The sequence below is a fragment of the Agrobacterium sp. LY4 genome (assembly GCF_001526585.1).
Classification (GTDB): domain Bacteria; phylum Pseudomonadota; class Alphaproteobacteria; order Rhizobiales; family Rhizobiaceae; genus Agrobacterium; species Agrobacterium leguminum.
Window position 1 is genome coordinate 98,400 of sequence record NZ_ASYA01000003.1, and the last position, 14,916, is coordinate 113,315.

Annotated in this window: 11 protein-coding genes; 5 read left to right on the plus strand and 6 right to left on the minus strand. The window is 61.3% G+C overall.

Features of this window, described 5'->3' with window-relative positions; translation table 11 throughout:
* Positions 1-13: 13 nt before the first annotated feature.
* The 4 genes from tssL (at position 14) to L904_RS05695 (ending at position 7,373) form a co-directional block, all read left to right on the plus strand.
* Positions 14-1,516, plus strand: a complete 1,503-nt coding sequence (tssL, locus tag L904_RS05680) for a type VI secretion system protein TssL, long form (RefSeq protein ID WP_035263810.1) — start codon at positions 14-16, stop codon at positions 1,514-1,516.
* Positions 1,513-4,992, plus strand: a complete 3,480-nt coding sequence (gene tssM / locus L904_RS05685; protein ID WP_035263809.1) for a type VI secretion system membrane subunit TssM — start codon at positions 1,513-1,515, stop codon at positions 4,990-4,992. The genes tssL and tssM overlap by 4 nt, the downstream gene beginning before the upstream one ends.
* 82 nt (positions 4,993-5,074) lie before the next feature.
* Positions 5,075-6,481 carry a type VI secretion system-associated protein TagF gene (tagF, locus tag L904_RS05690; RefSeq protein WP_020812310.1) on the plus strand — a complete coding sequence of 469 codons (1,407 nt, stop codon included), beginning with the start codon at positions 5,075-5,077 and terminating at the stop codon, positions 6,479-6,481.
* A complete protein-coding gene (locus L904_RS05695) occupies positions 6,468-7,373 on the plus strand; it encodes a protein kinase (RefSeq protein WP_020812311.1) in 906 nt (301 codons plus the stop codon). Before tagF ends, L904_RS05695 begins: the two co-directional genes overlap by 14 nt.
* An 11-nt stretch (positions 7,374-7,384) precedes the next feature.
* Here the strand turns inward: L904_RS05695 and L904_RS05700 are convergent, their stop codons facing one another.
* Positions 7,385-8,521 carry a polysaccharide biosynthesis/export family protein gene (locus tag L904_RS05700; protein ID WP_020812312.1) on the minus strand — a complete coding sequence of 379 codons (1,137 nt, stop codon included), beginning with the start codon at positions 8,519-8,521 and terminating at the stop codon, positions 7,385-7,387.
* Positions 8,522-8,795: 274 nt separating this feature from the next.
* Between L904_RS05700 and L904_RS05705 the strand changes: the two genes are divergently transcribed.
* Positions 8,796-9,092, plus strand: coding sequence for a PRC-barrel domain-containing protein (locus L904_RS05705; RefSeq protein ID WP_003522015.1), 297 nt, complete (start codon positions 8,796-8,798; stop codon positions 9,090-9,092).
* A 93-nt stretch (positions 9,093-9,185) separates the two neighbouring features.
* Here L904_RS05705 and L904_RS05710 read toward each other — a convergent pair whose 3' ends face one another.
* The 5 genes from L904_RS05710 to L904_RS05730 form a co-directional block, all read right to left on the minus strand.
* On the minus strand, positions 9,186-9,911 hold the full coding sequence (locus L904_RS05710) for an SDR family oxidoreductase (RefSeq protein WP_020812313.1): 726 nt from the start codon (positions 9,909-9,911) through the stop codon (positions 9,186-9,188).
* Positions 9,912-9,968: 57 nt separating this feature from the next.
* Positions 9,969-11,576: an FGGY-family carbohydrate kinase gene (locus L904_RS05715; RefSeq protein ID WP_020812314.1), complete on the minus strand. Its 1,608-nt coding sequence runs from the start codon at positions 11,574-11,576 to the stop codon at positions 9,969-9,971.
* Positions 11,577-11,665: 89 nt separating this feature from the next.
* Positions 11,666-12,397 carry an SDR family oxidoreductase gene (locus L904_RS05720; RefSeq protein ID WP_020812315.1) on the minus strand — a complete coding sequence of 244 codons (732 nt, stop codon included), beginning with the start codon at positions 12,395-12,397 and terminating at the stop codon, positions 11,666-11,668.
* A 39-nt stretch (positions 12,398-12,436) separates the two neighbouring features.
* Positions 12,437-13,414 (minus strand): ABC transporter permease, encoded by a 978-nt coding sequence (locus L904_RS05725; protein WP_020812316.1) that lies wholly within the window; start codon positions 13,412-13,414, stop codon positions 12,437-12,439.
* On the minus strand, positions 13,404-14,906 hold the full coding sequence (locus L904_RS05730; RefSeq protein WP_020812317.1) for a sugar ABC transporter ATP-binding protein: 1,503 nt from the start codon (positions 14,904-14,906) through the stop codon (positions 13,404-13,406). Before L904_RS05730 ends, L904_RS05725 begins: the two co-directional genes overlap by 11 nt.
* Positions 14,907-14,916 lie beyond the last annotated feature (10 nt).

The following is a 14,916-nucleotide window of genomic DNA, read 5'->3' on the forward strand; positions in this document are numbered from 1 at the left end:
GGGCGTTACGCGAATGAGCAAGGAAAACCCCTCTTCCTGGCAGGATTTGCCAACGGTGGTCGAAATCACCGAGGAAAGCCGCCGACGCAACCAGAACGCCCGCAACATGGCGGCGATCCTCGAAGACATTGTCGAGACCGACGCCCCGGCCGGGCGACCGAAGGCAAGCGCGGCCGCCATGCCGGTCGATCAGCTGCTCTCCGGTTTCCATTTCGGCGGCGGCGATGTACCGACGCTCGTGCAATCGGCCGCTCCCCTTCTCAACCTCGCGCATCTCCTGCGCTTCAGCGATGCCGAGCCGGATCCCGATCAGCTTCGCCGCGCCTGCATTGAGGCGATCACCCGCTACGAGCGCGACCTCGCTTCCGCCCGCATCAGCCCCGAGCGGGCAAGGGCGGCGCATTATGTCGTCTGCGCCACGGTGGATGATGTGGTTCTCAGTAAACCCTGGGGCGTGCGGGCAGGCTGGGCGCGCTCCGGCCTTGTCTCCACCTTCCACAACGATGTCACCGGCGGCGACCGGGTTTTCGACATTCTCGACCATTTCCATCAGTCGCCCGGCGCCAGCAAGGATCTGCTGCTGCTGATCTATCTGTGCCTGTCGCTGGCTTTCGAAGGGCGCACCCGCGTTTCGCCAAAGGGTGCGCTGGAGCTTTCGCGCATCCGCGACAGCCTCTACAAGACGCTGATCGGCCAATACGGCACCTTCGAACGGGAGCTCTCTCCGCACTGGAAAGGCGTGGAAGCCCGCCATACGCCATTGCGCACGATGGCCGCGCTGTGGACCCTGCTATCCCTGATGGCGCTTGCCTTCGCGCTTGGTTATCTCTTCTTCACGCTGTCGCTCAACAACGCATCCGATGTGACCTTCGAGAGGCTCGCCCATCTGCCGCCGAACGAGACGCCGAGCGTGCTGATCGCAAGCCCGCCCCAGCCACCGGCGCAGGTCGAAACGCCCAAGGTCGTGGAACCGCCGAAGCCGGTCGAGCCAAGGCAACCCTCCCGGCTTGAAAAGCTGATGGCCTTCCTTCAGCCGGAAGTCGAAAAGAAACTTGTCACGCTGGCGGATGTAAACGGGCGGCTGCGCATTCGCATCAACAATTCGGGCCTGTTCTCCACCGGCAGCGCCGATGTCAGCCCGCAGTTCCGCGATCTCATCCAGCGTATCGGCGGTGCGCTTGCGGCTGAAAAATTCCGCGCCGTCGTCATCGGCTATACCGATACCGTGCCGATCAAGACGGTGGAATTTCCATCGAACTGGCACCTTTCCGAAGCCCGCGCCAAGGCGGTCGGGGACATTCTTTCACAATTCACCGGCCCGGAAGCGATCCTGACGGAAGGCCGTGCCGACAGCGACCCGATCGCCGACAACAAAACGGAAGAAGGCCGCCAGATCAACCGCAGAACGGAAATCATGGTCCTGACCAATCCCGATGAAAAACTGAGCGACGCCGGCATTCTCTCGCCGACCATCCAGAACAGTTCGGGACAGCAGCCGCAAGAGGCACAGCCATGAATCCATTGAGCTATTTTTATACGATCCGATCCTATGTCGAGAGCTATGCCGCTCTCATCGGCCGCCGTTTCCTGTCGCTATTGTGGGTGGTCGCGCTCTGCATCGTCATCTGGTTTTACGGCTATCTGGTCGCGCTGGGCGATTTCAAGCCATTGGGAACGACGCAAGCCCGGCTCATCGCCATCGGCATCGTTCTCGCCATATGGCTGATTTATATCGCCGTAACCATCTATCGCGGCCGCAAGCAGGACAAGGAACTCGTCGATAGTATCGAGCGCGAGGCCCTGGCCAACCGCCAGGCCGAAGTCGGCGAGATCCAGATGCGTCTCAAGGAAGCGCTGGCGCTGCTGCGGCGGGTCACGAAAAAGCGTTTCGGTTATATTTACGACCTTCCCTGGTACGTGATCTTCGGCGCACCCGGCTCCGGCAAGACGACGGCGCTCACCAATTCCGGCCTGCAATTTCCACTTGGCGATGCGCTGGGCGAAAACGCGGTAAAGGGCATCGGCGGCACGCGCAACTGCAACTGGTGGTTCGCTGATGAGGCGATATTGATCGACACCGCCGGCCGTTACACCACACAGGATGACCTCGATGGCTCATCCAAAGCCGGCTGGGAAGGGTTCCTCGGCCTTCTGAGACGCTATCGCCGGTCGCAGCCGATCAACGGCGCGCTGGTGACATTGTCGATCCCCGATCTTCTCACCCGCGATCCCGAGGAACAACGGCAGGAACTGCGCTCCATCCGCCAGCGGCTTTCGGAACTGGATGAATATCTGCATGCCCGCGTTCCGGTCTATATCGTGCTGACCAAGGCCGATCTGCTGCATGGTTTCGTGGAATTCTTCGACGGTTTCAACAAGACCGACCGCCAGCAGGTATGGGGCACCACCTTCAAGCTGGATGAGAGCTATACCGCCGAGAACCTGCCGCAACGCCTGACGGAAGAGTTCGAACTGCTGCAACAACGGGTCGATGCGATGCTGATCGAGCGCCTGCAGCAGGAGCAGAATGCCGAGACGCGCGGCCGCATCTTCCGTTTCCCCGCCGAACTTGCGCGGTTGAAAGACCGGCTCCATGAGGCCCTGACCGAACTCTGCGCACGGTCTCCGCTCATCGAAGCGCCGCTTTTGCGTGGCGTTTATCTCGCTTCGGGAACACAGCCGGAAACGGAAAGGTCTCCCGCAACGGCCAGAACTCGCCGAAGCTACTTCCTGTCGCGACTGTTCAAGGATGTCATCTTCCCCGAAGCCGCGCTGGTGATGCGCGACAAGCGCCTTTCCGGCCGGCAATTGCTGGTGCGGCGCATCGCCTATGGTGTTTCGGCCGCCGCAGTCGCCATCGTCTTCACCGGCTGGATTTTCACCTATTTCGCCAATACGCAGGCCCTTGCCGAAGCGGATCGCAAACTTGGCGCTTATGAACAACTCGTTCAGGGCATTCCCGTGCGCGATGTTTCAGACGCCGATTTTCTCCGCATCCTTCCGGCGCTCGACAATCTGCGCGATGTCAATTCCGGCTTTGCCCGCGAGAGAGTGTGGAATGTCAGCTTCGGACTCGATCAGGAAGACAAGATCGCCGGACGGCAGCGCGACGCCTATCAGCGCGCACTCAACGCCCTGCTCCTGCCGCGAATGATCGTGCAGCTGCAGAAACAACTCAAGGATGAAAAGGATGTCACGCGCACCTTCAATTCGCTGAAGCTCTATGGAATGCTGGGCGGCATGGGTGCGCTGGACCCCGATTTTCTGACCGTGCAGACGCACCAGATGTTCGCATCCCTCTATCCCGGCGATGGAAGGGCGGCGGCGAGAGAAGCGCTCGACCAGCATGCGAAAGCGCTTGCAGACGGCGTGCTCGCCCCGATTGAGCTAGACGCACGGCTCATCGCCACTGCCCGTGAAACCATCCGCAACCAGGCTGTCGGCACGCGCGCCTATGATATTCTCGCCGGTCTTCCGCAGGCGCGGGAACTGATGGAATGGACACCAGCCACGGCCTTCGGCCCGCTGGGCGAGCGCGCCTTCGAGCGGCGCAGCAAAGCGCCGATGGCGGAAGGCATCGAAGGTCTTTTCACGGCGGAGGGATATCGCAGCGTCGTTATTCCGCAGGTCGCCCATGCGGCCCGTATCGCACTTTCCGAAGGATGGGTGCGCGGTTCCGATGATGCACTCCGTGGCGCAACGGTCGAACAGGTGGCGCAGGCCGCGCTGCAAATCTATTTCGACCGTTTCGAGAAAAAATGGGCCGATACGCTAGCCGACCTTCGGGTCAAGCCGTCCCAGACCCTTGGCGACGCGGTGGAAACAACCCGCGCGCTTGCCAATGAACGCAATATCGTGGTGGAGGCTGCCAGATCGATCGCGGAGGCGACCGATCTGCGCCCCGGAGCAAACCCCGCCGCCCTCGCCTCCGCCGCTGAAGGCGACGCGACGGCAGCCGTTCTGGCCGCCACGGTAAACGCGACCGATCCCTATGCGAGACTGCGCGACATGCTGGCGGCGAAAGGTGCGGCCACAACGGGCGAGCAGGCCAATAGCGGCAAGGCCGGAGGCTCGCCATCGGAACTGTTGCTCGCGCATTTCAAGATGCTGAACGAGCAGCTTGCCCGCTCGGCAACCACCTCCGATGAAGTCGCCAAGGTGTTCGACGTGGATAGTCAACTCACCAAGGCCAATCAGGATCTGTTGCAGCAGGCCCGTGAATTGCCGGCGCCCCTCGATGTGTGGGTGGCGGGCGTGGCGGCAGATGTCGGCTCGCTTGCGGTCAAATCCGCCCGCAGCCGCATTGCCGAACTCTGGGCGGCCGATGCGGCATCCCTGTGCTTTTCCATCGTGACCGGGCGTTATCCTTTCGACAGGTCATCTTCCCGCGATGTCGCCATCGCGGATTTCACCCGTCTCTTCGGGCCGACCGGGGTTTTCCAGTCCTTCTTCAAACAGCGAATGGAAGCCTTTGTCGACAAGACCACCAACCCCTGGAGCTGGAAAGGCACTTTCGGCGCCGCCGGCATTCCAAGCAGCGCCGTCGCCCAGTTCGAAAATGCCGACAAGATTTCGCGCGCCTTTTTCCCGAATGGCAGCGAGACGCCGGCGGTGTCGATCAATGTCAAACCCGTTTCGCTCACCAATGCCTCCAGCGCGGTGATGCTGGAAATCGAAGGCGAGCGGGTGGTTTATTATCACGGCCCCATTCAGGCGAAATCGATCACCTGGCCCTCGCGTGAAAACACGGCGAGCCTGTCGCGCATCGCTTTCCAGCCGGGCGGCTGGCAGCAGGCGAAAACCGAAAACGGCGACTGGTCGCCATTCCGGTTGTTCGACGGCGCCAATATCGAAAACCAATCGGGTGATCTGCTGCGGGTGCGATTTGCGAATGGCGGGCAGGCTGCCGAATTCGATATTCAGTTCGGCTCGGTTCTCAACCCGTTCAGGCTGGACGCCATCGCCGGCTTTGCCTGCCCCGCGCAATTTTAGCGGCGGGGCGGCGCACCGTTTTTTCAAGGAGGGGATCTATGATGAAAGCAACGACGAAAAGCACTACGGTCAATAACGACTGATGGCCAATCAGGCATCGAGGCCCGCGGAAACCGCAGCGGAAAGCGACCGCATCGGCTTCTTCGGCAAGGTCCCCAGCCATGGCGACTTCATCTCCGACGGGCTTGAACGGGAGCTGATCGGGACATTTGACGACTGGATGCGATCCGGCCTGCACGCCTGCGCAGACCTGTTCTCGGGCCAATGGCCCGAAATATTCACGTCATCGCCGCCCATACGCTTCATCATCGAAAGCGGCATATGGGGAAACTGCGCCTATGCCGGCGTGCTGGTGCCCAGCGCAGACCGGGTGGGGCGCAAATATCCGCTTACCATCATCGCCCAGCTCAATAGCTTCCGGAAACATCCGAGAACGCTCTATCTCGACGACACCTGGTTCATGGCCGCCGAGGCGCTGGCCGAGACATCCATGACCGGCGATTTCGACATGTCCCAGTTTAACACCTCCGTTAAAAAACTGCGCCTGCCGAAACCACGGGAAGAGGATGACGCCCCGGAAATGGTGCGCGGCCGCGCACCGACCAGCCTCTGGTGGCGCATCGATCCCGTCAGCCGCCGCGCCCGCGGCCTCAAATTCGACGGCAAACCGAAAGCTTCCGATTTCCTGCGCCTCTTCAGCGACATGGCAGACAAGGGCGATGCGGACGGCTCGATACCCGTACAGGCGCAGGAAAGTGCGAAACACAAAACTCCGCCCGCGATGACGCCCGCGCCCGCGCCGCCAACGGAACAGCCGTCATCGGTCATCTACAGCTATGCCACGCACCCGGGAACACGGCTCTCCCTGAACGCGGATTCGCTCTTCGTTTCCCAGAGCCCTGCCCTCTTCGCCATAGCAGATGGACAGGGCGACACGCACAGCGCCGTGGAAGCCGCACGTCTGGCCACAAATATTCTTGCCGAGACGCCCGATGCCGAAAACCCCGAGGTGATGGCGCAGCAGATCAGGGGAAAGCTCGGCACCGTCAACAGCCTGCTTCTTTCCCGGCAAACCATGGGCGCCGACGGCAGGCCGATGGCGAGCGTCATCATTGCCTCCATTATCGGCCGCAGGTTGAGCGTCCTGTGGTCCGGCGACGCGCGCGCCTATCTCCTGAAAAACGGAACCATGCATCAGCTTTCGCGCGATCACGTCGTTGTCGGCATGAAAAGGCAGCTCTCGCAATGTGTCGGCCTTTCCCAGCAATTCCGGCCGGATATCGTCGGGGAAGACTGGGGTTCGCAGGACAGGCTGCTCCTGTGCAGCTATCCGCTGGTACAAATCCTGAAGGAACGGGCCATTGCCGAGATTGTCGGCAACACCCCGATCAAGGATTGCGCCAGCGCCCTGATCCAGGAAGCGTTGATCGAGGACGCACGCGAGAATGTCAGCGCCATCGTGATTGGAAACCGGCTTGAGCAAGGGTAAACAACCGGGCGATGGGCCTGCCTATCCGCAGGTTGCCGAGCGCTTTTCCGATCTGTGGCAAAGTATTCGCCATGACGGCACGCGGGAAAGGCCTGCCGAAGAACAGAAAGACCTGATCGATCAGGTCAGAAATGCGCTGGACCGGAAAATCTCGCATTTTTCTGACACAAAACCCGGCTGGATCGCCGACAGTTTTGCCCTCGAACGGATTGCCTATGAAAGCGAAAACACGCTGCTGCTGCAGGTGCGGCACCGCGATCTCGGCTCCCTTCACGCCCTGAAAACCACGCCGCCGGCGTTGAGAAACGACGCGGCACTGCTGCAAAGATTACGCGAAGAGGCGCAGCTCGGCCTGACATTGCGCCATCCGTGTCTGGTGGAAACATCGGCGCTGCTGAGACTGGCCGATGGCCGGCCGGGCCTGTTGCAGCCATGGTTCCCGCGGTCATTGGCCTCGCTTGCATCGCAGCCGCCGGTTAGCGCGCCGCAAGCGATCACAATCCTTCGCCGCCTGCTGGAAGGGCTGAGCGCCATGCATGCACGGGGATATGTCCACTGCGATGTCACGCCAGCCAATATTCTACTGGAGGACGGCGATTTCGAAACGGGCAGACTTGGCGATTTCGGCATTGCGCTGGAGATCGGCCAAAAACACGCGGACCGGGGCATGAGCTTTGCCGCCTCGCACGAATTTGCAGCACCGGAACGGATGCGCGACGCAACCGCAAAGCCGGATCAGGATATATTCTCCGTGGGGCGGCTTGCCCGGCGGCTTATCGCTACGGATGAGATGCGAACAACGCAAAGGCTGGCGGATTTTGCGGACGCCTGTTGCCAGGACGAACCCGCGTCGCGGCCGCAATCGGCAATGGAAGCGCTACAGCTTCTGTAGCGCTTCATTGATCAGTTGCCGCTGCCGGGAAGCGGTGCTGCCGCCGTCGGCACGCTCTTCTGGAACACGGTCAGGAGCTTGGCCGAATCCACCAGCGGTGCGTTGCTGGCATAGAGCACATCGCCCTTCTGCATCTGGAAGAGCTGCATGAGCGCAATGCTGGAAGCATCGCGCATATTGACGTGATAAATCACCGGCCGCATGGTCGTGGCCGTCGCAACCGGGCCTTTCGCGCCCGATGCGGTTGCCGACGGCACCTGAATGATCTCGTTGCGGAAGACATAGACATTGCGCGCGTCCGCACGGTCATCCAGCAATCCACCGGCGCGGCCGACAGCCTGCGCGAGGGTCAGTTTTCCGGCTTCGAACTGGAATTCGCCGGCGCTCTTGAAAGCGCCGAGCGCGGTGTAGCTCGCCGCATCGCCATCGATCATGATCTGATCGTCCGGCGACAGGCGGATATTCTGGCGGTCTTCCCGCATGACGCGGTCAAGCGGCGCGCTCGCCCTGTGCGAGCCGCGAACAACGGTAACCGTGGCAGCGCCCGGAGCGACGGTCGGGCCACCGGCCTGATTGAGCGCATCGAGCACCCGCTCCTGACGGGCGGTGAGCGTTATTTTTCCGGGGTTTTTCACCGCACCGCTGAGCATGACGGCGCTTGTCGGCTTGTCGACGACGGTGACGACGGCCTGCGGGTTCACGGCCGATCCCTTGAGCCCGGCAACGACCTGCGATTGCAGCCCCTCGGGCGTCGAATCCACCACCCTCTGTTTGCCGACGAAGGGGATATTCACCGATCCGCTCTGGTCCACCGTAAAGCGTCCGAGATTGAGCGTCTTGCTTTGCGTCGGGGAGAAAAGCCCGTCTTCGCCCGTATCGAGCACGGTGATGTCGATCACGTCGCCGCGACGCAATCTCTGGGCGTTGTAACCTGTGTTGCGAAGTGCTGTGAGGCCGGGGCCGGAGGCATTCTGCAGGCTTCCGGCGGATACCGTGGCCGCCGGTGCATTCGCCAGCTCGATGACGGGGATTTTTTCGTTGGTTCGAGGGAAAGTCGCAGATCGGATATTGCCTGCGGTCGGTCCGTCAGATGGCTTTGCACATGCGCTCAAAAGAGCCACCAGCAAAACCGCCCCCAACTTTTTCATCCCTCATCCCCTTGATGATTCAACCTGACGCAGAGATAACATCCAGACACGTCATCGCAACAACTTTAGCGGTTGCAATTTAGCGAAAACTTGTCTTCCGGAGAAAAGGTGTGACCATTCCGCAACCTTTTCGGAACCGCCTGCCGCAAACCCCAACAATGTACCGATGAGAAATCACCGGCCTTCATCGACTGGCGCCGGCCAGCGACATTCGATGGAACGGTTTTGCAGTCGAGGAGTTTGTTTTCTGCAAACCAAGACAGGAGCAAGAACAATGGATCACACCAATCACGTACGCCTGGTTGAAACCGAACTGACGCCGTCCGTTCTTGAAGGCGCCACCGTTTATGGTGCAGACGATCACAAGGTCGGCAAGGTCGATCATGTCCACGGCGTCGGGGCCGGCAGCACCGCCATCATCGATGTCGGCGGCTTTCTTGGTATCGGCGCAAAGCCGGTCGCAGTACCGCTCAGCGATCTTGATTTCATGCGGGATGAGGACGGCGATGTCCACGCGGTCACTTCATGGACCAAGGACCAGCTAAAGGACATGCCCGAGCATCGTCATTAACAGCATTGTCATTCATCAAGATGAGCGCCCGGCTGTTTGCCGGGCGTTCTTTTATTTCGGGCAGGCGCCTGCGCCTGAGACTTCCCTAAGACATCAAACGGCGAGGAAACCGCCATCGACCGGCAATACGGCTCCGGAAATCATGCGGCTGTCATCCGACAGGAGCAACGCGATGCTCTGAGCCACCTCTTCCGCTTCGGCGAACCGGTTGAGCGGATGGCGAACCATCATCGGCTGGCTTTTCGCCGGATCGTTCCATGCTTCCGCGGCCAGTTCGGTGAGGGTGATGGTGGGCGCAACCGCGTTGACGCGGATGCCGTGCGGGCCAAGCTCCTTGGCAAGAACGCGGGTCGCCCCTTCCAGCCCGGCCTTGGAGGCCGCGTAGCAGAGGTGATCCTGGAAACCGCGGTGACCGGCGATGGAAGTGATGTTGACGATGGCGCCGCCGCCGCCCTTCGCCACGCGGGCGCGGGCAAATTCCTGACATGCGACCAAAGCCGCGCGCAGATTGATGCCGAGAACGGCTTCATAACCGGCATCGCTCATATCCAGCACGCTTTCGAGCACGTTGATGCCGGCGCTGTTGATGAGGAAATCGCAAGGGCCGGCTTCCTTCATGGCGGCGCGGGTGGCGGCGACATCGGCAAGATCGACGCGGATCGAACGGCCGCCGATTTCGCTTTTCAGGCTGTCGAGATCGGACTGGGTGCGACTGATCGCCACCACTTCCGCACCGCGCGCGGCCATCAGGCGAGCGCAGGCGCGGCCGATGCCCTTTCCTGCGCCGGTGATGATGACGGATTTTCCGGAAAACTGCATGGAATCCTCTTTATTTTGCGGCCATGACGGCCGGACGATATGAGTTTGTGACGTGGTTCAATGGCTGGCGGCACGAATGGCGCGCGCCGCATTTTGCAGCGCCAGAAACGCGTCGTACCGCGCCTGATGAATCTTCTGAAAATCTGGATCGGGCGTAGCACAGCTGCCGACACGCGACATCGCGGGCATGGCGACCATCAGGTCCGGATAGGTCCCTGCGGCAACCGCACCGAGCATGGCCGAGCCGAGAAGCACCGGCTCCTCGCATTCAGTCAGTTCCACGGGAAGTCCGGTGGCGTCTGCCAGCAATTGTCTTGCAAGCGGATGCGCACCCGCCCCGCCGCTGACGCTGATGGTTTCCACCGGCGCACCGTTGCGGGCCTGTGTTTCGATGATCTGGCGAAGCCCGTAACCGAGGCCGAGAAGGCCGGCCACATAAAGCGCCACAAGGGAATCCACGCCCGTCTCCATGCCGTAACCGGCGATGACGGCGCGGGCATGGGGATCGGCAAACGGCGCGCGGTTACCGAGAAATTCCGGCACCACGTGAAAATCCTCGGCGATCTTTGCGGCAGCGGAAGCGGATGCGGCAAGATTGAGCGCCCGGTCAGCGAGCCATACCGGCAATGCTTTATCTTCCTTGCCGGCAAGCGCCTTCGCCTCGGCATATGCCGGGTGCAGCTGCACCAGGTAATCGATGGCCGCGCCGGCGGCAGACTGGCCGCCTTCATTGAGCCATGCGCCCGGAACCATGGCCGAATAATAGGGTCCCCAGACGCCGGGCACGAAGGCGGGTTCGGTGGTGGTCGTCATGGTGCAGGACGAGGTGCCGAAAACATAACCTAGGCATCGCGACGCATCGCCGCCCGCAGCCACCGTGCCGACACCGCCGGCATGGGCATCGATCAGGCCTGCCGCAACCGCGGTGCCCGCAACCAGACCCATGGCTTTTGCAGCATCTTCCGTCAAACCGTTACCCAGCGCCGTGCCGGGATGGACGACGTTTTGACCGATGCGGCGAAAACCCTGTTCGGCGAGATCGCCAAGTCCGATACGAGTGAAATACTCCGCATCCCAACGGTTCTCATGGGCCAGATAGGTCCATTTGCAGGTCACAGTGCAGGCGGAGCGATCAAGCGCGCCCGAAGCCTTCCATGTCAGAAAGTCCGTGAGATCGAAGAAGTGCTCGGCCCGGGCATAGATGTCCGGCCTGTTTTCGCTGAGCCACAGCAGTTTCGGCGTCTGCATTTCCGGGGAAATACGGCCGCCGACATATTTCAGCACGGCGTGTTCGCCGGCATTGATGCGCTCCGCCTGTTCGACGGCGCGGTGATCCATCCAGACGATGATGTCGCGCTCGGGATGATCGGGGGCGCCAACCGGCAGGGTCTCATCTTCCGGTCCGCGCACCACCAGCGAGCAGGTGGCATCAAAACCGATGCCGGCAACCTCGGCGGGATCGATGCCGGCGCGGGAAACGCTTTCCCGGACGCTGTCGCAAACGGCCTGCCATACTTCGCCACTCGATTGTTCGGCAATGCCGCCATCCTCGCGATGCATGCCGATCGGGCGTTTGGCGGTGGCGAGAAGCTTTCCCGCGACATCGAAGACACCGGCGCGCGCCGAGCCGGTCCCGACATCGACGCCAATCAGATAGGAAGCCATTTGCGATACTCCTCGGAGCGGATCATCCGGTGCTTGAACAGGGTTGAGCGGCGGGACCGTTTCCCATCTTTCCGCCACTCTGGAGATTTTTAAACGCGGTCGAAGTTGGTCGGCAAGACCAGCATGTCGCGGATGGTGACCGTGCGCTTGCGCGTCAGCATGTAGACAACGGCATCGGCCACTTCGCTCGCATCGATGAGGCTGCCGGACTCCTTGGCCTTGCGGAGATTTTCCTCCGGCCAGTCGGCGAGAAGCGCGGAAACGACCGGGCCAGGAGACACCTGCGCGACGCGCACGCCGTGCGGGATCATCTGGCGGCGCATGCCCTGCACGAAACTGGTGATCGCCCATTTCGAGCCCGAATAAACCGGCTCCCAATAGGTCGGGAAATGGCCGGCAATCGAGCAGGTGACGACGATATCGCCGGTCTTGCGCTCCGACATATGCGGCACGACGGCATGGACGTTCTTCATGACGGCGTTGACGTTGAGGTTCAGCATCTTGTCGATGGCTTCAGGCGTCGTTTCGGTGAGATCGCCGCCGATATAGGTGCCGGCGTTGCAATAGAGAATGTCGATATGATCGACCTTCCCGAGGATTTCGGGGATCATGGCGTTGCAACTGTCGGCATCCAGAAGGTTTGTCACCTGCGGGATGGCGCGCTCGCCGAGCTTGCCAGCGAGTTCATTCAAGGCTTTCTCGTTCCAGTCGACCATGACCACGGTTGCGCCCTGTTCCAGCAGCGCTTCGGTGGTGGCAAGCCCGATGCCGGATGCGGCGCCGGTGATGACAGCGATCTTGCCTTGCAGCGATTCAGACATTTAATTCTCCTGCGTTTATGAAGATGTTTCCGGGCCGGCTCAGCGCCATTCGCGCCCGATATAGATGGCCAGCAGAATGATGCCGCCCTTGATGACATCCTGCAGATAGGGGTTGATGCCCATTAGGTTGAGGCCGTTATTGAGGATGCCGAGCAGTACCGCACCAATCAGCGTGCCGAGAATGAGACCCCTGCCCCCGGCAATCGCCGTGCCGCCGAGAACGACCGCCGCGATGGCGTCCAGTTCGAAGCCGACGCCGGCATTCGGCTGACCGCTCATCAGACGACCGGTAAGGATGAGGGCCGCAAGCGCTGCGGTGACACCCGAAATGCCGTAGACGGCGAGCTTGACGCGCTGCGTCTTCACACCCGAAAGACGGGCAGCCAGTTCGTTTCCACCGAGCGCATAGACATGGCGGCCGAAAGCCGTGCGCTGCAACAGCACCCAGGCGATGGCATAGATCACCACCATGATGACGACCGGCACCGGAACGACGCCGATACGGCCGACGCCGAACCAGGAAATCCAGCTCGGAATGCCGCTGACCGGATAACCGCCGGAATAAATGAGGCCGAGACCGCGCGCCATGCCCATGGTGGCAAGCGTGACGATGATGGCCGGCATCTTGCCCCAGGCGACGAGCGCACCGTTGAAGATGCCAATGCCGAGACCGATGAAGAGACCGGCCGGCAGGGCAACCGAGGCAGGCAGGCCCGAATTCACCATCAGGCCGGCGGACAATGTGCCGACAAGCGCCATGACCGCGCCGACCGACAGGTCGATGCCGCCGGTGAGAATGACGAAGGTCATGCCGACGGCGAGGATGCCGACGACGGAAACCTGCCGCAGCACGTTCATGATGTTGTTGAGGCTGAAGAAATTGTCGCTCGCAAGCCCCATCAGGATCGATACGACAATGAGACCCGCCAGAGGCAGGGCAAGCGGCGAACGCAGCATGGCACTGAGACTGAAGCCGCCCGTTTTCGCGGCAGTGCCGGTGTTTGCATCAAGCGACATGTTCAACTCTCCCGGTGGTGGCGTTTGTCATTATTGTTTCTGAATTGATGTCTTCCCCCTCGACCGTGGCGACGATGCCGCCGGAACGGAAGACGCAGACCCTGTCGGACATGCCGATCACTTCCGGCAGCTCCGAGGAGATCATGATGATCGAATGGCCCCTGGCGGCGAATTCGCGCATCAGCGAATAGATTTCCGCCTTAGCGCCGACGTCGATGCCGCGTGTCGGCTCGTCGAAGATCAGCACGCGCATGTCATGGTTCAGCCAGCGGGCGATGACGATCTTCTGCTGGTTGCCACCGGACAGCGTGTCGACGCGGGCAAAGGGCCCCTGCGCCTTGACCTGCACCTGCGCCATGGCCTTCGTCGTGTGCTCCAGTTCCTTTTTGAGATCGAGGAACCAGTGGGCCTTGCGGTATTTGCGGTAATTGTTCAGCGAAATATTCTGCAGGATGGAGAAGCTGGTAATCAGCCCCTCCTCCTTGCGGCTTTCCGGCAGCAGGCCGATGCCGCGCATCAAGGCTTCATCAGGGCCGGAAAAGCGCGTGTCCACACCGTCGACCCTGATCTTGCGGCGCGAGGCGGAATGCGCGCCCAGCATGGCGAGAACCGTTTCCGTGCGGCCCGAGCCGACAAGCCCGGCAAAGCCGAGGATTTCGCCCTTGCGCAACGCAAAGCGCGAGACGGGACCGCCCTTCTTCAATTGCAGCTCTTCGACTTCGATCACGCTTGCGGTGGAAGGATCGAGCTGCGGCTTCGGCGGGAAACTGGCTTCGATGCGCCGGCCGACCATCATCTCGACCAGACGGTCATTGTCGACCTCCGACGTCAGGCAGGAGCCGATCAACTCGCCATCGCGCAGAACGGTGATGCGGTCGCAAATCTCGAATATTTCTTCGAGGTGATGCGAAATGAAGATGATCGCCACGCCCTGACGCCGCAGCTCGCGCATGACCTTGAACAGGTGTTCCGTCTCGGAGGGGGTGAGCGTCGCCGTCGGCTCGTCGAGCACCAGGATACGCGCATCCAGCGACAGCGCCTTGGCGATTTCGACGAATTGCTGCTGGGCGACGGAGAGGCGGTGCACCGGCACGTCGAGCGGAACATCCACGGCCAGACGGCTCATGATCTCGGCCGCGCGCTTGCGCATGGCGCCCTTGTTTAAAAGGCGCAGCGGCCCGCGGATTTCGCGGGCAAGGAACATGTTTTCAACGGCATTGAGATAGGGGATCAGGCTGAATTCCTGAAACACGATGCCGACGCCAGCGGCAATCGCCTCGTCATAATTGGCAAAGCGGCGATCCTTGCCGTCAATGCGGATCGTTCCCTCCGATGGCTGCAAAATGCCGCACAGGATTTTCATCAGCGTCGACTTGCCAGCGCCGTTTTCCCCCAGAAGCGCATGCACCTCGCCGGCGCGCGCCTGAAGGTCGACGCCGCGCAGGACTTCGATTTTGCCAAAGCTTTTTCTTATTCCATTCAGTTCCAGCATTTCACCCTCC

Excerpts from the sequence above, each read along its gene's own strand:
- L904_RS05730 (WP_020812317.1), bottom strand. The coding sequence starts at position 14,906 with ATGCTGGAACTGAATGGAATAAGAAAAAGCTTTGGCAAAATCGAAGTC.
- L904_RS05710 (WP_020812313.1), bottom strand. The coding sequence starts at position 9,911 with ATGCAGTTTTCCGGAAAATCCGTCATCATCACCGGCGCAGGAAAGGGC.
- tssM (WP_035263809.1), top strand. The coding sequence starts at position 1,513 with ATGAATCCATTGAGCTATTTTTATACGATCCGATCCTATGTCGAGAGC.
- L904_RS05700 (WP_020812312.1), bottom strand. The coding sequence starts at position 8,521 with ATGAAAAAGTTGGGGGCGGTTTTGCTGGTGGCTCTTTTGAGCGCATGT.
- L904_RS05715 (WP_020812314.1), bottom strand. The coding sequence starts at position 11,576 with ATGGCTTCCTATCTGATTGGCGTCGATGTCGGGACCGGCTCGGCGCGC.
- L904_RS05720 (WP_020812315.1), bottom strand. The coding sequence starts at position 12,397 with ATGTCTGAATCGCTGCAAGGCAAGATCGCTGTCATCACCGGCGCCGCA.
- L904_RS05725 (WP_020812316.1), bottom strand. The coding sequence starts at position 13,414 with ATGTCGCTTGATGCAAACACCGGCACTGCCGCGAAAACGGGCGGCTTC.
- L904_RS05705 (WP_003522015.1), top strand. The coding sequence starts at position 8,796 with ATGGATCACACCAATCACGTACGCCTGGTTGAAACCGAACTGACGCCG.
- tagF (WP_020812310.1), top strand. The coding sequence starts at position 5,075 with ATGGCCAATCAGGCATCGAGGCCCGCGGAAACCGCAGCGGAAAGCGAC.
- tssL (WP_035263810.1), top strand. The coding sequence starts at position 14 with ATGAGCAAGGAAAACCCCTCTTCCTGGCAGGATTTGCCAACGGTGGTC.